This window comes from Microbacterium sp. SGAir0570 (assembly GCF_005491085.2).
Classification (GTDB): Bacteria; Actinomycetota; Actinomycetes; order Actinomycetales; family Microbacteriaceae; genus Microbacterium; species Microbacterium arborescens.
Genome location: NZ_CP027929.1, coordinates 1,192,188 through 1,212,089 on the forward strand (window position 1 = coordinate 1,192,188; position 19,902 = coordinate 1,212,089).

Consider the following 19,902-nt stretch of genomic DNA (forward strand, 5'->3'; position numbering starts at 1 on the left):
CTAACACGGACGCGACGGGGCGCTCGGGACCTGGCTCCGAGCGCCCCGTGCGGTGTCAGTCGAGCCGCCGCCGCAGCAAGCAGACTCCCGCCGCCGTGAGAGCCGCGGCGACGCCGGTCAGCACCCACAGCGGAAGCGGGTCCATACCCGACCGTGCAAGGATGCCGCCGGTCGCGCTCGGTGCCGCGGAGCCCGCAGCACCGGAGCCGCTGGGCTCTTCGGATGCCGGACTCGCGGTGACGGTCGCCGTGATGGTCGCGGTCACCTCGGTGCCGCGGGCATCTGCGACGCGGTAGCTCACCGGGTCGGCCGTTCGCTCGAACGCGACATCCGCGATGAACGACACGACGTCCCCGTTCAGCTCGTATCGCCCCTGGCCTTCGACGACGACGGTCGTCGTCGGCGCGCCGTCGGCATCGATGAGCGCGAGCGACGCCGCCACGAGCGGAATGTCGGCATCGCCGGCGACGTCGTTGGCGAGCGGATGCACGGCGATCCTGCCACCGGCGGGCCCCGAGGCGACGTCGTCGACGGCGCGCGGCGAGACGGCGACGAAGCCGTCTCCGAGGTCGGCGACGAAGGAGGAGACCCAGGCGAGGGCCGAGTTCCAGTTGACGGTGATCTCGTTGACCGACCAGGCCCCGATGTTGTCGACGTAGCACGCCTGCGGCGCGCAGCCCTGCAGCCAGGCTCCTGCCACCGGGTCCTGGATCGACGAGTTCGGTCCGCCGGCGACCGTGCCCACCGGAGGATTCGGGAGCGCCGGGTCGAGGGCATTGGCGTACCAGCGGCTGTGCTGGTTGCGTGCGTCGTTCGTCCCGTACCCGGTGATGTACGACTGACCGAGCACGTTGCGCCCGAGCAGGTAGTCGAAGCCCTCGACGACCGCATCGGCGTACCGCGGGCGCTGGGTCAGATCGAACGCCGTCCCCAGGACGACCTGATTGTTCAGCACCGATGAGTTCGAGCCCCAGTCGTACAGTCCCTCATCCGGCGCGTACGGCTGGCCGAACGGCTGTGCCCGCTGATCGGCGATCAGACGCTCGGCCGCATCGATCACCGACGCGCGGATGCGGTCGATGTCGGGCAGGTCCGTTGCGAATCGAGCGAGCTGCATTCGTCCGAGGGCCGCGACTTCGCCCCAGTAGAAGCCGCCGGGCTCGAACACGTCGGCCTGATGCAGCGGGTTGCCCTCCACCTCTGCGCGGTAGTGGTCGCTGCCGGTCGTGATGTAGAGCTCCGCCGCCGCCCAGTAGAACTCGTCGGTCACCTCGTCATCGGCGTAGGTGCCGCCGCCCGTGCCGTCCTCTTCCGGCGCGAGCAGGTCGGGGTGTGCGAGGGCGGCGTCGTACGCACGCTCGGCCGCTTCGAGCAGCCGCTGCGCGAACGAGGCGTCGAACGGCTCATACAGGCGGGATGCCTGCGCTGCGGTCGCCGCCAAGTTCAGCGTCGCCGCCGTCGACGGCCGGTGCAGCAGTCGTTCCTGCGGGTCGTCGTGCGGCATGAGCGGCAGTCCCGTCCACGCTCGGTCGTGCACCTTGTGCCAGGCCATTCCGGCGAGCGGGTCGCCGGAGGGCACCTGCATCCGCAGCAGGAACTCCATCTGCCACCGCGCCTCGTCGAGGATGTCCGGGACGCCGTTGCCCCGCTCGGGAACCGCGAGGGTCGAATCGCCCAGCGCGTCCGCCGTGCCGGCGGCGACGGCCCGCTCGTAGGTCGAGAGGACCTGGGCTACCGCGATGCCGCCGTTGACGACGTACTTGCCGTGGTCGCCCGCGTCGTACCAGCCGCCGCGGACGTCATGACGATCGCTGCAGGTCCAGCCGTCCGACCACGGCTGCGGCTCGCGGCACCCGACATTGTCGTCACCCTGATTGGGCGAGGCGCCGATATGACCGGCGGGGCGAGCGTACTCCGCGCCCGCGATGTCGCCGTCGATGTCGATGCCGGAGCGGTTCGTGTAAAAGAAGCGCATCGAGTCGGCGCGCAACGACTGGAAGACGTCGGCGGAGATCGCGAAGGGATGGCTGATGTCCGTGCCGACCCGGAGCCGCACATCGACCGCTTCCTCGGTGACGTCGCTGAAGTCGATCCGGTGGACGGACGCCCCGGCGCTCGCGTCGAAGCCGGCCGGCTCGGTCTCGCCCATGGCGAGAACGGATCCGTCCGACGCTTCGAGGGTCCACGGCAGCGGCGCGGCGGCGTCGGACACGACGGTCGCGCGCTTGGGGCCCTGGGGTAGGTACCCGACCTGATTGACCTTGACGGCGGGGCCCGGATCGGCAGTGTACGAGTAGACGGTGCCCCGGAGTGATATCTCGTCGAAGCAGATCTCGGTGCCGGCGGGCACCGCGCCGAGTCGGAACTGCACCTGGCCGAGGTGGTAGTCGGCGGCGGGCGTCGTCGTGAACGCGATGTCGAACGACTGCGGCTGGGTGTCCAGTGTGAAGGACTGCTCGAGCCAGTCGGTCGGCGATGCGCCTGTGTAGGTCCCGACCTTCGCCGAGGCGGTCGCGATGGACGAAGCGGATGCGGTGAAGCTCAGGCGAAAGTCCGTCTCACCGGGCAGGAAGATGTCGTTGTGGCCGAGGAGAACGTCCCACAGATTCGGCGTCTGCTCGGTCACCGTCGCACACATCCGCTGGCCGGGGTTCGACAGCGACACGGGGCCGCTCGTCCACCACGGGTTCGTGCTGTCGTCCAGCGTAGGATTCGGGAGCAGCTCGTCGTCGCCGATCGGGGTGACCGGGGGAGTCGGGGCGTCGTGGGCGACGAGACTCACGTCATCGACGCAGAATCGCGTGGCGCCGTTCGCGCCGAGGCGGAACTGCAGCTCCGACACGGTGCCCTGTCCCAGGTCGCGTGCTGTGAACTCCGCGCGGATCAGCTGCCAGTCGTCGGTCAGCTGGGTGCTCTGCGCGAGGTACGTCGTGTAAGCGGCGTCCGGGACGGTGGGGGCGACCTGAGCGACGACCGTGGCGGTCGCATCGGCGCGAACTCGCGCCGTCAGCGTGTAGGCGGCCCCGTCGACCAGAGCGAGGTCGCTCTGACCGATCAGCACATCCCAGGGGTTCTCGGTGTCGGGCACCCCGGCGCAGAAGGCGCCGGTCGCGGTGTCGAAGCCGTCGACGCCGGCCGACCACCAGGGCTCATGACCCGTCGAGAAGTCCCCGTTCCGGAGTAGCTCGGCCGGCGCCGCCGCAGCGGCCAGCGGGGCCGTGGTCATCGCTGCCCCCACGAGCAAACCCGTCGTGATCACGGACGTCACGCGTCTCCTGTGACGCTGTCTCATTGCTTCCATTCAAGCTCCTTCGCTCGTCTGAGAGCGCTCCCAGGGAGCGCTCTCACGCACGCTAGCAGAACGGTCCTCGCCGTGGCCCGCCTGTTTCGGCCTCGCCTCGCGGGCGCGTCATCGTCATGTGCGGCTAGCCTCGGCGTGTGAATCGTCCGCCGTCCGCTGCCGTCGACCTGCGCATCGAGGGGGCGCGCGTCCGCGACATCCCCTCGCTCTACGCGGAGCTCAACCGCGTCTTCATGCCCGACGAGGACTGGAATCTCGGGGAGAGCCTGGACGCCCTCGACGACCTGCTCTACGGCGGGTTCGGCGTCCTCGCCCGCGCGTCGTCCGCCCGCGTCGTGTGGGCTGATGCGACCGCCTCGCGGCAGGCACTGGGCGTCCCGCTCACCCGGGCCTACCTGGCCGCGAAGCTCGAGCGCCCAGACGTGTACGCGGCGGCGCCGGCACGCGCCGCGCTGGACGATCTCGATCGGGGCGCCGGGAAGACCTACTTCGACCTGGTGCTGGACGTGTTCGCCGGCCACCCCGAGCTCGACCTCGTGCTCGCCTGAGATTTGTCGCGGGTTCTCTTAACGGGCGCATATCGTCGCACGGGAGCATGAAGACATGTCGCTCTCGTCGTCCCCGCTGTCCGATCCCGCGATCCGCGTGCTCGTCGTCGATGATGAGCCGAACCTCCGCCATCTGCTCGGAGCGGTGCTGTCTCGGCAGGGCTGGCAGGTGGAGGTCGCCGCGACGGGGGCGAGCGCCATCGAGACCGCGCGTCGCATGAGGCCGCATCTGATGGTCCTCGATGTCGTGCTGCCCGACATCGACGGAGTCGAGGTGCTGCGTACGCTCCGGAGCGAGCTGAGCGAGACCATGGTCCTCTTCCTGACGGCCAACGGAACCGTCGCCAATCGCATCACCGGCATCGCTGCCGGTGGCGACGACTACGTGGCCAAGCCCTTCAGTGTCGAAGAGGTCGTCGTGCGCCTTCGCGGACTGCTGCGGCGCAGCCCCATGCTCATGCAGGGCGCTCCGACGCCGATGCTCGAGGTCGGCGATTTGAGGCTGAACGAGGACAACCACGAGGTCACGCGGGCAGGGGAGCAGATCCGGCTGACGGCGACGGAGTTCTCGCTGCTGCGCTTCCTGATGCTCAACGCCGACCGGGTCCTCAGCAAGGAGCAGATCCTCGATCGCGTCTGGGAGTATGACTTCGGACGGGAGTCGAACATCGTGGAGATCTACATCTCTTATCTGCGCAAGAAGATCGATCACGGGCGTGAGCCCATGATCCACACGCTGCGTCGCGTCGGCTACATCCTGCGTGCAGCTCCGACCGCTCCGGCTTCATCGTGACGCCTGCGCGGCTGGGAGGCCTGCGCACCCTGCGTGGGCGCTCGGTCGCGATGATCTCCGGGCTCCTTCTGGCGTCCGTCACCGTCTTCGGCGTCGTCTCCGTAGCCATCCTGCGGCAGAGTCTCGTCACCCAGGCCGAGTCGACGCTGTACCTCGCGAACGACACAGCCATCGGGCAGACTCTCACGGCCGTGGACGCGAGCGGAAGCGTTCCGACGTTCGACGACGTGTCACTCGCAGTTCCCTCCGACGGGTTCTTCTTCGTCATCCAGGACGGGGAGGTCGCGGTGTCGGCGTTCTTCACCCGTGACTACACCTACCGTCCGATGACAGAGCGCGAACTCACCCACGTTCGTGACGGGATGGCGGAGAGCGGCTACACCACGATGATGGACGTCGCCGACGACGGCGGGTACCTCGTGACGGCCTCCGATGTCGAGGCGGCGGACGGGCAGGAGCTCACCATCGTCAGCGGTGTGGGCCTCACCGACACCGAGACGGTCGTCCGCACCTACGCCCTCTGGCTCGCGGTCGTCGGGATCGCGATCGCGGCGTTCGCCGCCGTGTTCGGCTGGCGGTGGACCCGGCAGCAGCTCGACCCGCTCGAGCGGGTCGCCGAGATCGCCGATGAGGTGGCGGCCACACCGCTCTCATCCGGCGAGATCGCCCCGCAACGCCGGGTTCCCCGTGACGTGCGGCATCTGGGGTCCGAAACCGACCGCGTCGCCGACGCGCTCAATCGCCTCCTCGACCACGTCGAGCTCTCGCTCAACGCACGTCACCGCGCCGAGGAGTCGATGCGTCGCTTCATCGCCGAGGCGAGCCACGAGCTGCGCAACCCCCTCGCCTCCATCCGCGGCTACGCCGACTTCTACGCGCAACCCGATGCCGGCGCCGACCCCCTCGAGACGCAGGGCGTCCTCCAGCGCATCGGGTCGGAGGCGTCGCGGATGAGCGCGCTCATCGACGACCTGCTCTTGCTCGCGCGTCTCGACGCCGACCCGGTGGTCGCGCGCGACGACGTCGAACTGTCGATGATCGTGGCGGAGACCGCTTCCGACGCGAGGTTCGCCTATCCCGGGCACGTCTGGCGCATCGCTCTGCCCGACGAGGACGTCACGGTGGTCGGGGATGAGGGCGCGATCCGGCAGATGCTGTTGAATCTCGTCGCCAACGCGGGGCACCACACTCCGGACGGAACCAGTGTGACCGTGTCCATCGAGACGACGTCGACCTCCGTCGAAGTGGTCGTCGAGGACGACGGACCGGGAATCGACCCCGAGGCGCTGCCCACCATCTTCGATCGCTTCACCCAGGCGGGGAGCCGGTCGCAGACACGCGGGACCACGGTCGGGCTCGGTCTCGCAATCGTGCAGGCGCTCGCGACAGCCTCGGGCTACGAGGTCTCGGTCACCAGCTCGAGCGTGGGCACGCGATTCGGGATTCGGATTCCGACGAGCCCCGCCTGATCGCCGCACGCGACCAGCGCGCTTAATTCGCGCACAGGGCCACGATCTACCGTCGACCGGCCGCGCGGTATCTGCCGCACGCGCCCGTGTCATCATCCGGCCCGTCGCCGAGGAGAGCCTGCCGTGTCCCTGCCGACCACCCCGATCGCTCGAGCCCTCGAGTCGACCCGCCGTTCCTTCCGCGACCGTTGGCACGACTTCGGCCGCCCGCCCCGTCTCATGGGCGTCGATGTGGCGCGCGGCCTCGCGATCTTCGGCATGATCGGCGCGCATACCGGGATCGTGTGGATGGTCGCCGGTCCCGACGGCCCCGACCTCGCGGCGATCGTCCAGGGACGATCTTCCATCCTCTTCGCCGTGGTCGCCGGCATCTCCGTCGCTCTCGCGACCGGACGCGGACAGCGTCCCCGGGGAGAGGCACTGCGGTCCGCGCGTCTGCGCATGGCCGGCCGCGCCCTCGTCGTTCTCGCCCTCGGGCTGGCGCTGGAAATGCTCGGCAGCGGGATCGCCGTCATCCTGCCCATCTACGGCATCCTCTTCCTGATCCTCATCCCGTTCCTGGGCCTGCGTCGCCGAACCCTCGCGCTCACCGCGGCCGCGATCGCCGTGGCGGGGCCGACCGTCGTCGCGCTCCTGCGTGCGGTGACGCTCTCGGGCGCCGGCATCCCGCAGGGAATCGGCGGCACCGCGGTCGACTTCCTCCTCAGCGGCTCGTATCCGCTGACCGTGTGGCTGCCCCTGGTCCTCGCCGGGATGGCGCTCGGGCGGCTGCGACTCGACCGGCCGCGGACCGCGGCGGTGCTGCTCGGGTCCGGAGTCGGGCTCGCCGCCTTCGGCTACGGCCTGGGCGACGCGTTCAACGGAACTGTCCGCGGGTGGCTCACGGGATCGGGGAGCGTCTCGTCGTCATCCGCGCTGTCGTCTTCGGGAGTGTCGTCGCTGTTGCCGGGATCATCCTCGTCGATGCGTCCCGACGCGCGCAGCTATCTCGAACAGCTGAGCGAGGTCGATCTGGGAGCCGCGCTGTCTCAGGCGTGGGGTGTGACGCCGCACTCGGGAGGGACATGGGAGATCATCGGGTCGGGCGGATTCGCCTTCGCCGTCGTCGGCGCCTGCCTGCTCGCCGCGCGTCCGTTCCGGGCGCTGCTCGTGCCGCTGGCCGCCGTCGGATCGATGCCCCTCACGGCGTACACGGCGCACGTCGTCTCTTTCGCCGTCCTGATCTCGCCGCTCGCGCTCGCGCCGGGTCTCGCGTCGTGGGACGGCGACCCCGCCGCCAGCGGCTGGTTCTGGATCGGATGCGTCGCGGCCCTTCTCGCCGCGTGTACGACCTGGGCTCTCAGTCGCGGCCGCGGGCCCCTCGAGTCACTCGTGGCCGGCGCCGCGCATCGAGTCGATCGACCCGCGGACAGCGGAGCCCGCTAGAAACGCGGAAGGGGCCGGTCCGATCGGACCGACCCCTTCACTGCGTCGAACGCTCAGAGAGCGCGGATGTTCGTCGCCTGCAGGCCCTTCTGGCCCTGCTCCACGTCGAACTCGACCTTCTGGTTCTCGAACAGGTTGCGGTGTCCAGTGCCGGCGATGGCGCTGAAGTGCGCGAACACGTCCGCGGTGCCGTCGTCCGGAGCGATGAAGCCGAACCCCTTCTCCGAGTTGAACCATTTGACGGTGCCAGTGGCCATGTCGTCATTTTCCTTCTGTGTTCTGGGACCACCGCTGTGATGATCCGGATACCGCTGCGGCCGGGCCGCTGCGGAGTGTATGGGGGCGAGCAGATACTCGCCGGTGTGGGCGACCGGTCCAGATAGGTGCGGTCGCGGGGCCGAGAGCACGGCCCGGGTGCGTGAGATCGACGGCGGAATGAAACGAAGTGCACGTCGGAGCGAACCGACGGAGAGGCGCGCCGTGACGCACCGACTCTCGAATGCTACGCGATTTCGGACGCCCGTGGGGCGATGCTTCGTGCAATGTCGTCGAAAGACGCGATACGACTCATGGATGCTGCGCGGTGGGGTCGCTCCCGAAGCGCGCATCGAAAGCGGCGAGGATACGAGCGCACTCCAGCACGTCCTCCGGGGTGCCGGCGAGCTCGAACTCGAACACGACCGGACGTCCCGACGCCCGGGCGAGCTCGCGGGCCGCCGCCTGGTAGTGGTCTCCGAAGTTGCGGTTGCCGGAGCCGATGATCCCGACGAGGCGCCGGCGGTTGGCGGGGGAGCGGAGGAAGGCGCGGACTGCTGCCGGCAGAGTCGCGTGAGCATCATTGCCCGCCTTGTACGACGGTGTCAGCAGGACCCAGGGTCCCGGTGCCTCGCTCGCACGCACCGTCCGCTCGGACAGGTCCCGCACCGGCCGTCCGTCCGAGTCGTGCAGGTTACGCGCGAAGCGACGGATGAGGTTCGAGGTCGAGGAGAAGAAGTAGACCGGGAGTTGCGCCACGGGGCCCAGTCTGCGCGGGTAGAGCGCCCGAGGCAGTGCGGGGCAGCGGGAAAACCCGTATTCGATTTGTTCCGGCCCGGGGACTCTTGTGGTCAGACCACATGAGCCACACTGGGGACACGGGGTCGAGGTCCCTCCATCCCGGATTCGGACACAGACGCGGAGACCGTCCGCGCCGGGAAGGCTCACGATGTCCATCGCCGTCGACGCCCTCGTCACCCGGGCACAGCGTGCCCTCGACGAGTACGCGCACTTCACCCAGGAACAGGTCGACCACATCGTCCGCAAGGCGTCGGTGGCGGCGTTGCACCACCACGGCGAGCTCGCTGTCATGGCGGTCGAGGAGACCGGGCGCGGCCTCTTCGAGGACAAGGCCGTGAAGAACATGTTCGCCTGCGAACACGTCACCCACTCGATCATCGATCAGAAGACCGTCGGCGTCATCGCGCACGACGAGCTCACGGGGATCACCGAGATCGCCGATCCGGTCGGAGTGGTCTGCGCGCTGACTCCGGTGACGAACCCGACCTCGACCGCGATCTTCAAGTCGCTCATCGCACTCAAGACGCGCAACCCGATCGTCTTCGGCTTCCACCCGTCGGCGCAGCGCTGCTCGTCGGAGGCCGCCCGCATCGTCCGCGACGCCGCGGTCGCGGCCGGTGCCCCCGCCGACTGCATCCAGTGGATCGAAGAGCCGTCGATGGAGGCGTCCGGCGAGCTGATGAACCACCCGGGCGTCGCCCTCATCCTCGCCACCGGCGGCAACGCGATGGTCCGAGCCGCGTACTCGTGCGGCAAGCCCGCCCTCGGTGTCGGCGCGGGCAACGTTCCCGCCTTCATCGAACGCACCGCCGACGTCGGCCGCGCCGTCAACGACATCGTGCTCTCGAAGTCGTTCGACATGGGCATGGTGTGCGCGAGCGAGCAGGCGGTCGTCCTGGATGGGCCCATCGCGGAAGAGGCGCTCGAGGAGTTCGCCCGCCTGCACGCGTACCGGGTGAGCAGCGAGGAGAAGGCGATGCTCGAGGAGTTCATCTTCGGTGTCACCGCCGACAGCGCCAACTGCGCCGACGCGAAGCTCAACGCGCGGGTCGTCGGTCAATCGCCGGTCTGGATCGCCGAGCAGGCGGGCTTCACGGTCCCCGCGGACACGTCCATCCTCCTGGCCGACGTTGCAGGCGTCGGCCCGCACGAGCCGCTCACGCGCGAAAAGCTCGCCCCCGTCCTCGCCGTGCTCCGTGCCGAGACTCCGGATGAGGGAATCGAGCTCTCGCGGCAGATGGTGGCGTTCGACGGGCTCGGTCACTCCGGCGCGATCCACTCGAACGACGCGGAGGTGATCGCCCGCTTCGCGGAGGTCGTCAAGGCGGTCCGCATCATCGAGAACTCGCCGTCGGCTCTCGGCGGCATCGGCGACATCTACAACGCCTTCCTGCCCTCGCTGACCCTCGGCTGCGGCTCGTACGGTCACAACTCCGTCTCCAACAACGTCTCGGCGGTGAACCTGGTGAACGTCAAGCGCGTCGGACGGCGCAACAACAACCTGCAGTGGTTCAAGGTCCCGGCGAAGACCTACTTCGAGCCGCACGCGATCCGGTACCTGGCCGACATGAGGGGAGTCGAGCGGGTCAGCATCATCACCGATGAGACCATGACCTCGCTCGGCTACGTCGACCGCATCACCGATGTCCTGAACCGGCGTGAGAACCGTGTCCAGGTGCAGTTGCTGAACCAGGTCCGGCCCGAGCCGAAGGTCTCGGAGGTCGTGGCGGGCGCGGAGCAGCTGCGCCAGTTCCAGCCCGACACGATCATCGCGCTCGGTGGCGGGTCACCGATGGATGCCGCGAAGGTGATGTGGCTGCTGTACGAGAACCCCGAGATCGAATTCTCCGACATGCGGGAGAAGTTCTTCGACGTGCGCAAGCGCGCGTTCACCTTCCCCGAGATGGGCAAGAAGGCCAAGCTGGTCTGCGTCCCCACCACGTCGGGAACGGGCTCGGAGATGACTCCATTCGCCGTCATCACCGACGACGCCACCGGGATGAAGTATCCGCTGGCCGACTACGCGCTGACACCGTCCGTCGCCATCATCGATCCTGAGCTGACGCGCGTGCTTCCGGGTTTCCTCGTGGCCGACGCCGGCTTCGACGCTCTGACGCACGCGACCGAGGCCTACGTGTCGGTGTACGCCAACGACTACACCGACGGGCTCTGCCTGCACGCGATCAAGCTCATCTTCGAGAACATCGAGCGCAGCACGAAGGCGCAACCGGGATCGACCGACAGCTCGGATCGGAAGGCTCGCGAGAAGATGCACAACGCTGCATCGATAGCCGGTATGGCCTTCGGCAACGCGTTCCTCGGGATCGTGCACGCGATGGCGCACGTCACCGGCGCCACGTACAAGCTCGTGCACGGACGGACCAACGCGGTCTACCTGCCGCACGTGATCCGGTACAACGGCACCGTCCCGACGAAGCTCACGAGCTGGCCCAAGTACGAGCGGTACATCGCTCCTGAGCGCTTCCAGCAGATCGCGCAGCACCTCGGGCTTCCCGCCGCGACGCCGGAAGAAGGTGTCGAGAGCTACGCCCGCGCGGTGGAGGATCTGCGTGACCGCGTCGGCATCGAGCGCTCGTTCCAGGCGCAGGGCGTCGACGAGGCCCGCTTCCTCGACAACCTGCACAGTCTCGCGATGGCCGCTTACGAGGATCAGTGCGCCCCCGCGAACCCGCGGATGCCGATGATCGACGACATGAAGACGCTCATGGAAGCCGCGTACTACGGCACCTCGTTCGCCGATGTGCGCGCCACCCGTGCCGCGGCCGTCGTCGCCGCGGACGCCGCCCTCCCGGCGACTCCCGTCGATGCGCAGACCCCCGACGCACCCGCGAAGAAGGGCAGCGGGAAGGCGAAGGCGGCGCACGGCGCCTGACGGCGATCCGCGGAGCGCAGGGCCGGACCGAGGTGTCCGGCCCTGCGCCTACGCTGTAGCCATGCAGCAGCGCAGCCTCGCTTCGACCACCCGTTCCGTCTCGGCCATCGGCCTCGGCACCTGGCAGCTCGGTGCCGACTGGGGCGAGGTCGACGACGGCCAGGCTCTGGCCGTCTTGGAAGCGTCCGCCGATGCCGGCGTGACCCTCTTCGACACCGCCGACGTCTACGGCGATGGCCGCAGCGAGACGACCATCGGCCGATTCCTCGCCGGCCGACCCGGCCACGGCATCACCGTCGCAACCAAGATGGGGCGCCGCGAGGCGCAGGTGCCCGAGAACTACAACCGCGAGAACTTCCGTGCCTGGACGGAGCGGTCGCGCCGCAACCTCGGCGTCGACACGCTCGACCTCGTGCAGCTGCACTGCCCGCCGTCGGCCGTCATCGAGTCGGACGACACCTACGACGCGCTCGACGAGTTGGTTCAAGACGGAGCGATCGCCGCTTACGGGGTCTCGGTCGAGACCGCGGCGCAGGCGCTCGCCGCGATCGCGCGGCCGAACGTCACGAACATCCAGATCATCCTCAACCCGTTCCGGTTGAAGCCGCTCGACGAGGTGCTCCCGGCAGCCCGAGCCGCCGGCGTCGCGATCTTCGCGCGCGTCCCGCTCGCGTCGGGGCTGCTGAGCGGCCGTTACACCGAGCACACCGAGTTCGCGGCGAACGACCACCGGTCGTATAACCGCAACGGCGAGGCTTTCGACCGCGGCGAGACCTTCTCGGGGGTGGACTTCGAGACCGGCGTCAAGGCGGCCCGGCGGCTTGCGGCTGCCCTTCCCGAAGGCATCACCCTGCCCGCGGCGACGCTCGCGTGGATCGCGTCGCGTCCGGGCGTCACGAGCGTCATCCCGGGAGCCCGGACGACCGAGCAGGCCCGCGCGAACGCAGCCGCGGCGGCGCTGCTCGATGACGGCACCGATCTGACCGGCTTCTCCGACGCGGTCGCGGAGGTTTACGACGAGCTCCTCCGAGCAGACATCCACCCGCACTGGTGACCGTGCGAGCGGCGTGGCGGGGTGTCTCCTGTGGACACCCCGCCACGCTCGCTTCGGGGGCGGCCTACGCTGATCGCGTGAAGATGGAATTCGACGCGGAGGTGTTCCGCTGGGAGGCCCGCACCCAGGATTGGTACTTCGCGGCGGTGCCGGAAGAGCCCAGCGCCGACATCCGAGAGATCCCGCGGATGCCGCGGGGGTTCGGGTCCGTTCGGGTGCGGGCGACGATCGGCGATTCCACGTGGGAGACCTCGATCTTTCCGGATGCCGGGCGCGGCGGTTACGTCCTCCCGTTGAAGCAAGCGATCCGCCGCGCCGAATCGATCGGATCCGACGGCGTCGTCCGGGTGATACTCGAGGTCCTCGACGCGTGACGCCGCTGGCGATCGCGACGATCGTGGTCGTGGCTGCCTGTGCCGCGCTGAGTGTCGCGCTGGCGGCGGTCGACATCGCGACGCACCGGCTTCCGAACCGCCTCGTCCTCGGATTGACGGGCGCGGCCGCGAGCCTCGCGGTGCTCTCCGCCATCGAACAGGCTTCGATGGGGCCGATCGCCGGCGCGGCGGGCGCCGGAGTCGTGCTGTTCGTCGTCTACTACCTCCTGCACCGGGGCGGTCGGGCGCTGGGCGGGGGAGACGTCAAGCTCGCGGCGGCGATCGGGCTGCTCACGGGCACGCACGACTGGGTGGCGCCGCTCGTCGCGACCGCGCTCGCGTTCTTCTGCGGCGGTCTCGTCGCCGTCGTCGTCATCGCCGCCCGCCGCGGCGACCGGCATACCCGGATACCGTTCGGCCCCTTCATGCTGCTCGGCGCATGGGCAGTCGTCGGGGGTGTCTGGGCCGGGATCTGAGGCGTGTCAAGTGCACGGGGGCGAGGGTGAGCGCCGCGCTATCGTGGCGGCATGGCCGAGTCCACGTTCATCTCCCGCTCGATCGCGTGGGCGCTGCAGCGCAAACCGGTGCGCGCGTTCCTGCTGTACAGCGAGCACCGTGGACCGGTGCTCGCCGACAGCGTCACCTATCGCACCCTGTTCAGCGTGTTCGCCGGCGTGCTGTTGGGGTTCTCCGTCGCGGCGCTCTGGCTTGCCGGTGACCCCGTCGCGTGGCAGGCGCTCATCGACGCCGTGAACCGTGTCATCCCGGGACTCGTCGGAAAGAACGGCCTCATCAAGCTCGACGACATCCAGGCCCCGGCCGGCCTGACCATCGCGGGTGTCATCGCCACCGTCGGTCTGGTCGGTGCGGCGATCGGTGCGATCGGTTCGCTCCGTACCGCCATGCGCGCGATCGCGGATCAACTGACCGATGATGTGCTTTTCGTCTGGGTCCTGCTGCGCAACCTCGCACTCGCGATCGGCATCGGCGGGGCGCTCGTCGCCGCTGCCGGCGTGACGTTCCTCGGGACGGCCGGGGTCGGACTGCTCGCCGACCTCCTCGGTTTCTCCCACGAGAACCCGCTCGTGCAACTCGGCGGCTGGGCCGTGTCGCTGGTGGTGGTGTTCACCCTCGACGCGGTCGCTGTCGCCGTGCTCTTCCGGGTCCTGTCCGGGGTGAAGGTTCGAAAGCGTGCACTGTGGAGCGGCGCGCTGCTCGGCGCCGCCGGGCTGACGGTGCTGCAGCAACTGTCGGGCCTGTTCGTCGGTGGTGCCACCTCGAACCCGCTGCTGGCGTCGTTCGCCTCACTGATCGCGCTGCTGCTGTGGCTCAACCTGTCATCGCAGGTCATCCTCATCGCGACCGCCTACATCGTCACGGGCGTGCGCGAAGAGGAAGACCGCGTTCGGGCGCGCTTCGGCGCCACCACCTTCCTGCAGCGTCGCGTGCAGCGCGCGGAGGACGCCGTCTCCGCCGCCGCCCGGGAGCTCGAGAAGGCGCGCGAGCTCGAGGCCGAGGAACGCGCGAAAGCGGGCGGCTGACTCGCCGGCCTCAGTCGCCGACGGAGCTCGTCCGAGGAGGGCGCAGTCCTGCGCGCAGGTCCAGGACGACCTCGCTCCCAACCCGCCCGCCCGCGGCCGCGCGCATTACCGCACGGTGCTCCGCGTCGATCGCACGAGGCGACGCATCTGCGACCGCCTGCGAGCGCGCGAGGTCGTCGGTCTGCATGGCGTAGACGATGACCGGACCATCCGTCGTATCGATGATCATAGCGGTCTCGTGCTCGACCCCCTCAGCCGCGAGCGACTCCAGCGCCTCCGCGCGCCGAGGGCCGTCGATCTCGCGCAACCACTCGGTGACGCGCTCGCGATGATCGGGGCGAAGACGCCGAGCCACCAAATGGATCACGGCATGAGACTAGCGACCTAGCGCGCGTAGCGCTCGACGAACGCGCGGAGGATCGACCCCGTGTGGGTGACCGGGCTGCGGCTCACGGCGCTCAGGGTGAGGTCGAGCTCGTCAGGCGCGAAGTAGCCGTAGTCGGCGTAGGCGTGGATGCGAGTGGTGATGCCGGCGAGGTCGAGTTCTGGATGGAACTGCGTCGCGTAGACGTTCTCGCCGACCCGGAACATCTGCACGGGGCATGCCTCGGAGGAAGCAAGCAGGACGGCACGGGGAGGAAGGGCCGAGATCGCTTCCTTGTGTCCGACGAAGCCGGCGAACGTCGGCGGCATCCCCGCCAGGAGCGGATCGCGCCGCCCGGCATCCGTCAGCTCGACGTCGACGACGCTGATGGGCTCGCCGAACCGTCGGTCGATCGTCGCCCCGAGAAACGCACCCACCGTGCCGATTCCGTAGCACGCACCGAGGAACGCGGCGTCCTGTGCGACGACCCGTGCCAGAAGGTCGGCGAACTCGGCCTCGACCCGGCGCTGAACGGCGGATTTCTGCTCATACGGATCAGACGCGTTGAACGGGCCACCGCCGACGAAGATGCCCGAGATGTCGTCGAGGTCTATCTCGGGCATCGGTTCCGACTCGAGTCGCACGCGCCGGAGCGAGGCAGGTTCGAGCCCGGTGTGGCGTAGGAAGAGCTCGTACTCTTCGTCGGCGGGCACGTCTTCGGCCCGGGTGGCGAGCAGCACGAACGGCTTCACGCCGAGGGGAGCTTTCGTAGTCGCCGAGCACGCATGGCGCAAGCGTATCGGCCGGTCCGGACAGCGCGGGTATCGTCGGGAGACAGGAGGTCAGAACATGGCTATTGCACGACTGCACGGTGGTCCCCTCGACGGGCAGACCCTTCCGCTGGACGACGACGCGTCAGACCGGCTCATCCTTCCCTACAGCGAGACCCAGGTGGTCTACGAACGCTCCGGCGAGCCGGAGAACACCGGCGAGGGCGACGGACCGACGTCGTCGGAGTTCCACTTCGTCGAAGCCGAGGGCGACATCGACCCCTCGACCGACGAGCGCGACGACCGCGTCACCAGTGACGACTGAGCCGCGCAGCTCGCTCGAGGTCGAGCGGAAGTACGACGTCGGCGACGAGGCGAGCGTTCCCGACTGGTCGCTCCTCCCCGGCGTCGCGACCGTCGGCGCAGCCGAGCCCCGTGAACTCGACGCGCGCTACCTCGACACTGCCGACGGACGACTCGCCGCCGCGCTGACCGCGCTGCGGCGACGCACGGGCGGCCCCGACGAGGGGTGGCACGTGAAGCGGTCCACGCCCGAGGGCAAGCTCGAGACTCATTGGCCCCTCGACGACGCCGATGAGGCGGCCCCGCCCGACGTGCCGGACGCCATCGTCGCCGAGCTCGCCGAGGTGGCGCAGCCGCCCTTCGAGGTCATCGCCCGCATCCGGAACTCGCGCACCGCCTTCGCCCTGCTCGACGCCGCGGGCGATCTGGTCGCGGAGTTCGTCGACGATCGGGTGACGGCCACGGACGAACGGTCGGGACGAACGAGCTCATGGCGGGAGTGGGAGCTCGAGCTGGGCCCCGCGGCGCCCGCCAGCGCGGCCGGTGTCGCCGAGCTCTTCGCAGCTGCCGACGAGCTGGTCGCATCCGCCGGGGGAGCGCCCGCGGCATCCGAATCCAAGCTCGGACGCGCCCTCGGACGCTGAGCATCCCGGGTTCGATCAGCCGCAAAGACGAACGCACCGCCGGCCGAGGCCGAGCGGTGCGTTCGTCTTCTGGCGACGCGAGCGTCAGAGGTTGATCATGTGACCCGCGAGACCGTGGAACGCCTCCTGAAGACCTTCCGACAGGGTCGGGTGCGTGTGGACGTTGCGCGCGGCCTCGAGCGCAGTGAGGTCCCACTTCTGAGCCAGGGTCAGCTCCGGCAGCAGCTCCGAGACGTCGGGGCCGATGAGGTGCCCACCGAGGAGCTCCAGGTGCTCGGCGTCGGCGATGAGCTTGACGAAACCGACGGGCTCGCCCAGGCCGTTGGCCTTGCCGTTCGCCGAGAACGGGAACTTCGCGACCTTGACGTCGTAGCCCGCGTCGCGCGCCTGCTGCTCGGTCAGGCCGAACGATGCCACCTGCGGCGAGCAGAACGTCGCACGCGGCATGTTGCGGTAGTCGCCGAGCGTCTGCGTCTCGGCGCCGCCGATGGTCTCCGCCGCGACGACACCCTGCGCCTCGGCGACGTGCGCGAGCTGCAGCTTGGCGGTGACGTCGCCGATCGCGTAGATGCCCTCGACGTTCGTCCGCATGTGGTCGTCGATGTCGATCGCGCCGCGCTCGGTGAGCTTCACGCCGGTGTTCTCGAGACCGAAGCCCTCGACCCGGGGAGCGAAGCCGATCGACATGAGGACCTTGTCGGCCTCGATCTGCCCCTTCGCGCCGTCGGCGTTGGCCGAGTACGAGACGGTGACTTTGTCGCCCGAGTCGACGATCTGCTCGACCTTGGTCGAGGTGAGGATGTCGATGCCGTACTTCTTGTACTGCTTCTGGATCTCCTTCGAGACCTCGACGTCCTCGTTGGGGAGGGCGCGGTCGAGGAACTCGATGATCGTGACCTTCACGCCGTAGTTCGACATGACGAAGGCGAACTCCATGCCGATCGCGCCGGCGCCGACGATGACGATCGAGTTCGGCAGGTCACGGGTGAGGATCTGCTCCTCGTAGGTCACGACGTTGTCGCTGAGCTGCACACCGGGGAGGAGTCGCACGGTCGAGCCGGTGGCGATGATGACGTTGTCGAACGTGACGGTCTCCTGCGAGCCGTCGGCCTTGGTCACCTGGATCGACTTCGCGTCGAGGAACGACCCGCGTCCCTCGTACTCGGTGACCTTGTTCTTCTTCATCAGGAAGTGGATGCCCTTGACGTGCGTCTCGGCCACCTTGCGGCTGCGGTCGAACGCGGTGCCGAAGTCGAAGTTCACATCCCCGCTGATCCCGAAGAGATCGGCCTTGTGCTTGAAGGTGTGGGCAAGGTCGGCGTTCTTCAGCAGAGCCTTGGAGGGGATGCAGCCGACGTTGAGGCAGACGCCTCCCCAGTACTTCTCTTCGATGATCGCGACGGACTGTCCGAGCTGCGCAGCGCGGACAGCTGCGACATACCCGCCGGGGCCCGCGCCGAGGATGACGACGTTGTAGTGAGGCATGCTCCCAGCCTAGTCCTCGGTGCGCCGCCGAGACGCCGCGACGAGGGCGATGACGAGGGCGATCACACCGGCGACCACGACGACCGCGACGACGATCCAGAACACCGCGGGCAGGCCCTCGGCCGGTGCCGTCTCGGTGGTTCCACCGGCGGGTGCCGTCGGCGCGGCCGCCGGGTCGCCCGCCGTGAACGAGAACTCGCCCGAGACCGGGTGGCCGTCGCTCGAGACCACCCGCCAGCGCACGGTGATCGGGCCCTGGCTGTCTCCGTCGATGGCCTGGGTGGCCGTCGTACCGTCGAGCGCGGGCGTCCCCTCGGCGAGTTCCGTTCCCGCCGCGTCGGTCACCGAGATCGCGTTGACCCCCTCCTCGGCGATGAGCACGCCGCTGAAGGTGAGCGTCACCTCGTCGGGCAGCTCGGCCACGGCCGAATCGGCTGCCGGATCGGAGGCCAGCAGCTCGTCGTGCGCGAGGGCGGGCGACGCGGGGGAGGCCGCGGCGAGGCCGAGCACGATGCCGAAGCCCACGAGCAGGCGCATACGAAGAGAAGGAGTGCGTGCAGACATCGCCCCGAGCCTAATCGTCGGCCATATGAAGGTGGTGAGAGGCCCGGGTATTCGCGTTCGCGACTCGTCGTCGATCCGTTAGGCTGGCCCGGAAGAGGAGGACACTGTGGACGAAAAGGATCGAGACGTCGACGACATCCGACGCGGACCCGACCGCGCGCCGCACAGCGGTTCCTCGGACACGACGCAGACGTTCGGGCACGACCTGGATCTGTCGTTCGTGCCGTTCGGGGCTGACCTCACCGCTGTGGAGCGTGACGCCATCCAGGCGCTGCCCGAGCGGGCGGCCCTGCTTCTGGTTCGTTCCGGCCCCACCGCGGGGGCACGGTATCTGCTGGACACCGACGTGACGACCGTCGGCCGCCACCCCGAGGCCGACATCTTCTTCGACGACGTCACCGTCTCGCGGCGGCACGCGGAGATCACCCGTACGGGGTCGGCTTTCGAGATCGTCGACCAGCGCTCGCTCAACGGCACCTACGTCAACGGTGAGCGCGTCGACCGCGCCGTGCTCTCCGATGGAGCCGAGCTGCGCGTCGGCAAGTTCCGCCTGAACTTCTTCGTCTCACCGCTCGACCGCGCTCCGGCGACCGGCGCGTGAGTGCGGCCCCCGCAGCCCGCGGTCGGTCCACGGCAGCGGGTCACCTGAGCATCGGCCAGGTCCTTGCGCGGCTCAGTCCGGAGTTTCCGGCGCTGAGCTCGAGCAAGCTGCGGTATCTCGAAGACCAGGGGATCGTCACCCCCACGCGCACCGGCTCGGGGTACCGGAAGTTCTCACCGGCGGACGTCGAGCGGCTGCGTACTGCGCTGACGTTGCAACGCGATCACTACATGCCGCTGGCGCGTATCCGCGAGTACCTCGACACGCCGGGGGCCGAGGGGCTCCCGCCCGCGCTGCCGGCGTCGATCGTCCAGCATCGGCGCTATCGACGCGACGAGCTGATCGATCAGGCCGAGGCCACGGCAGCGCTGCTCGGCGATGCGGTGTCAGCGGGTCTGCTGCCGGCCGCCGACACGTACGACGAGCGAGCGCTCGTCCTGCTGCGCACGCTCGTCGCGCTCGATCGCCACGGCATCGGCCCGCGCCACCTCCGCACCGTGCGGCAGGCGGCTGAACGCGACGTCGCGCTGGTCGAGACCGCGCTCGCGCCGCTGCTGCGCCGCACCGATTCGTCGTCTCGCGGACGTGCCCATGAGCTCGCGCCCGAGCTGGTACGTCGGCTCGACGACGTCCGTTCGGCGTTCGTCCAGACGGCCATCGACCGACTGGTCCGGTGAGCCACGCGCGACACGCCGCGGGCTCGGAGCGGATGTCGTT

At 69.2% G+C, this 19,902-nt stretch carries 20 protein-coding genes; 13 read left to right on the forward strand and 7 right to left on the reverse strand.

The features are described from left to right. Positions 1-55: 55 nt before the first annotated feature. Positions 56-3,268 (reverse strand): glycoside hydrolase family 9 protein, encoded by a 3,213-nt coding sequence (locus tag C1N74_RS05610; protein WP_181405584.1) that lies wholly within the window; start codon positions 3,266-3,268, stop codon positions 56-58. A 170-nt stretch (positions 3,269-3,438) separates the two neighbouring features. Between C1N74_RS05610 and C1N74_RS05615 the strand changes: the two genes are divergently transcribed. The 4 genes from C1N74_RS05615 (at position 3,439) to C1N74_RS05630 (ending at position 7,536) form a co-directional block, all read left to right on the forward strand. Then, on the forward strand, positions 3,439-3,849 hold the full coding sequence (locus C1N74_RS05615) for a barstar family protein (protein ID WP_181405585.1): 411 nt from the start codon (positions 3,439-3,441) through the stop codon (positions 3,847-3,849). Between the two features lie 55 nt (positions 3,850-3,904). Next, positions 3,905-4,642, forward strand: coding sequence for a response regulator transcription factor (locus C1N74_RS05620; RefSeq protein ID WP_023951628.1), 738 nt, complete (start codon positions 3,905-3,907; stop codon positions 4,640-4,642). Further along, a complete protein-coding gene (locus C1N74_RS05625) occupies positions 4,639-6,111 on the forward strand; it encodes a HAMP domain-containing sensor histidine kinase (RefSeq protein ID WP_137750153.1) in 1,473 nt (490 codons plus the stop codon). The genes C1N74_RS05620 and C1N74_RS05625 overlap by 4 nt, the downstream gene beginning before the upstream one ends. Before the next feature lie 123 nt (positions 6,112-6,234). Beyond that, entirely contained in the window at positions 6,235-7,536 is a 1,302-nt protein-coding gene (locus tag C1N74_RS05630) for a heparan-alpha-glucosaminide N-acetyltransferase domain-containing protein (protein ID WP_023951624.1), read from the forward strand. A 53-nt stretch (positions 7,537-7,589) separates the two neighbouring features. Here the strand turns inward: C1N74_RS05630 and C1N74_RS05635 are convergent, their stop codons facing one another. Continuing rightward, on the reverse strand, positions 7,590-7,793 hold the full coding sequence (locus C1N74_RS05635; protein WP_023951622.1) for a cold-shock protein: 204 nt from the start codon (positions 7,791-7,793) through the stop codon (positions 7,590-7,592). A gap of 310 nt (positions 7,794-8,103) precedes the next feature. Next, a complete protein-coding gene (gene nrdI, locus C1N74_RS05640; RefSeq protein WP_064956867.1) occupies positions 8,104-8,550 on the reverse strand; it encodes a class Ib ribonucleoside-diphosphate reductase assembly flavoprotein NrdI in 447 nt (148 codons plus the stop codon). 190 nt (positions 8,551-8,740) lie between these two features. Here nrdI and adhE point away from each other — a divergent pair, with 190 nt between their 5' ends. The 5 genes from adhE to C1N74_RS05665 all read left to right on the forward strand — a co-directional run bounded on the left by adhE (position 8,741) and on the right by C1N74_RS05665 (position 14,454). Continuing rightward, positions 8,741-11,485 (forward strand): bifunctional acetaldehyde-CoA/alcohol dehydrogenase, encoded by a 2,745-nt coding sequence (gene adhE / locus C1N74_RS05645; protein WP_137750154.1) that lies wholly within the window; start codon positions 8,741-8,743, stop codon positions 11,483-11,485. Between the two features lie 61 nt (positions 11,486-11,546). Continuing rightward, the gene (locus C1N74_RS05650; RefSeq protein WP_137750155.1) at positions 11,547-12,539 is read left to right on the forward strand and encodes an aldo/keto reductase; all 993 of its coding nucleotides are present in this window, start codon (positions 11,547-11,549) and stop codon (positions 12,537-12,539) included. 83 nt (positions 12,540-12,622) lie between these two features. Continuing rightward, on the forward strand, positions 12,623-12,913 hold the full coding sequence (locus C1N74_RS05655; RefSeq protein ID WP_083990711.1) for a DUF1905 domain-containing protein: 291 nt from the start codon (positions 12,623-12,625) through the stop codon (positions 12,911-12,913). Continuing rightward, positions 12,910-13,389, forward strand: coding sequence for an A24 family peptidase (locus tag C1N74_RS05660; RefSeq protein WP_064956863.1), 480 nt, complete (start codon positions 12,910-12,912; stop codon positions 13,387-13,389). Before C1N74_RS05655 ends, C1N74_RS05660 begins: the two co-directional genes overlap by 4 nt. Before the next feature lie 51 nt (positions 13,390-13,440). Then, on the forward strand, positions 13,441-14,454 hold the full coding sequence (locus tag C1N74_RS05665; protein ID WP_137750156.1) for a YihY/virulence factor BrkB family protein: 1,014 nt from the start codon (positions 13,441-13,443) through the stop codon (positions 14,452-14,454). 10 nt (positions 14,455-14,464) lie between these two features. On the opposite strand, the gene C1N74_RS05670 is transcribed toward C1N74_RS05665, so the two are convergent. Together C1N74_RS05670 and C1N74_RS05675 are read right to left on the reverse strand one after the other, a co-directional pair. Continuing rightward, positions 14,465-14,821 carry a DUF6176 family protein gene (locus tag C1N74_RS05670; RefSeq protein WP_137750157.1) on the reverse strand — a complete coding sequence of 119 codons (357 nt, stop codon included), beginning with the start codon at positions 14,819-14,821 and terminating at the stop codon, positions 14,465-14,467. 17 nt (positions 14,822-14,838) lie between these two features. After that, positions 14,839-15,570 carry a glutamine amidotransferase gene (locus C1N74_RS05675; protein ID WP_064956860.1) on the reverse strand — a complete coding sequence of 244 codons (732 nt, stop codon included), beginning with the start codon at positions 15,568-15,570 and terminating at the stop codon, positions 14,839-14,841. 97 nt (positions 15,571-15,667) lie between these two features. Here C1N74_RS05675 and C1N74_RS05680 point away from each other — a divergent pair, with 97 nt between their 5' ends. After that, positions 15,668-15,913, forward strand: coding sequence for a hypothetical protein (locus C1N74_RS05680; RefSeq protein WP_023951604.1), 246 nt, complete (start codon positions 15,668-15,670; stop codon positions 15,911-15,913). Further along, entirely contained in the window at positions 15,903-16,535 is a 633-nt protein-coding gene (locus C1N74_RS05685; protein WP_023951602.1) for a CYTH domain-containing protein, read from the forward strand. Before C1N74_RS05680 ends, C1N74_RS05685 begins: the two co-directional genes overlap by 11 nt. Before the next feature lie 84 nt (positions 16,536-16,619). On the opposite strand, the gene lpdA is transcribed toward C1N74_RS05685, so the two are convergent. Then, positions 16,620-18,020, reverse strand: coding sequence for a dihydrolipoyl dehydrogenase (lpdA, locus tag C1N74_RS05690; RefSeq protein WP_023951600.1), 1,401 nt, complete (start codon positions 18,018-18,020; stop codon positions 16,620-16,622). A gap of 9 nt (positions 18,021-18,029) precedes the next feature. Beyond that, the gene (locus tag C1N74_RS05695; protein ID WP_137750158.1) at positions 18,030-18,584 is read right to left on the reverse strand and encodes a copper resistance CopC family protein; all 555 of its coding nucleotides are present in this window, start codon (positions 18,582-18,584) and stop codon (positions 18,030-18,032) included. Between the two features lie 106 nt (positions 18,585-18,690). Between C1N74_RS05695 and C1N74_RS05700 the strand changes: the two genes are divergently transcribed. Then, on the forward strand, positions 18,691-19,185 hold the full coding sequence (locus C1N74_RS05700; RefSeq protein WP_023951596.1) for an FHA domain-containing protein: 495 nt from the start codon (positions 18,691-18,693) through the stop codon (positions 19,183-19,185). Next, positions 19,182-19,862, forward strand: coding sequence for a MerR family transcriptional regulator (locus C1N74_RS05705; RefSeq protein WP_023951594.1), 681 nt, complete (start codon positions 19,182-19,184; stop codon positions 19,860-19,862). Before C1N74_RS05700 ends, C1N74_RS05705 begins: the two co-directional genes overlap by 4 nt. Positions 19,863-19,902 lie beyond the last annotated feature (40 nt).

Bases quoted from the DNA above. Each gene is read 5' to 3' on its own strand.
- C1N74_RS05635 (WP_023951622.1), bottom strand. From the start codon at position 7,793: ATGGCCACTGGCACCGTCAAATGGTTCAACTCGGAGAAGGGGTTCGGC.
- C1N74_RS05655 (WP_083990711.1), top strand. From the start codon at position 12,623: ATGGAATTCGACGCGGAGGTGTTCCGCTGGGAGGCCCGCACCCAGGAT.
- C1N74_RS05620 (WP_023951628.1), top strand. From the start codon at position 3,905: ATGTCGCTCTCGTCGTCCCCGCTGTCCGATCCCGCGATCCGCGTGCTC.
- C1N74_RS05665 (WP_137750156.1), top strand. From the start codon at position 13,441: ATGGCCGAGTCCACGTTCATCTCCCGCTCGATCGCGTGGGCGCTGCAG.
- C1N74_RS05695 (WP_137750158.1), bottom strand. From the start codon at position 18,584: ATGTCTGCACGCACTCCTTCTCTTCGTATGCGCCTGCTCGTGGGCTTC.
- C1N74_RS05680 (WP_023951604.1), top strand. From the start codon at position 15,668: ATGGCTATTGCACGACTGCACGGTGGTCCCCTCGACGGGCAGACCCTT.
- C1N74_RS05650 (WP_137750155.1), top strand. From the start codon at position 11,547: ATGCAGCAGCGCAGCCTCGCTTCGACCACCCGTTCCGTCTCGGCCATC.
- lpdA (WP_023951600.1), bottom strand. From the start codon at position 18,020: ATGCCTCACTACAACGTCGTCATCCTCGGCGCGGGCCCCGGCGGGTAT.
- adhE (WP_137750154.1), top strand. From the start codon at position 8,741: ATGTCCATCGCCGTCGACGCCCTCGTCACCCGGGCACAGCGTGCCCTC.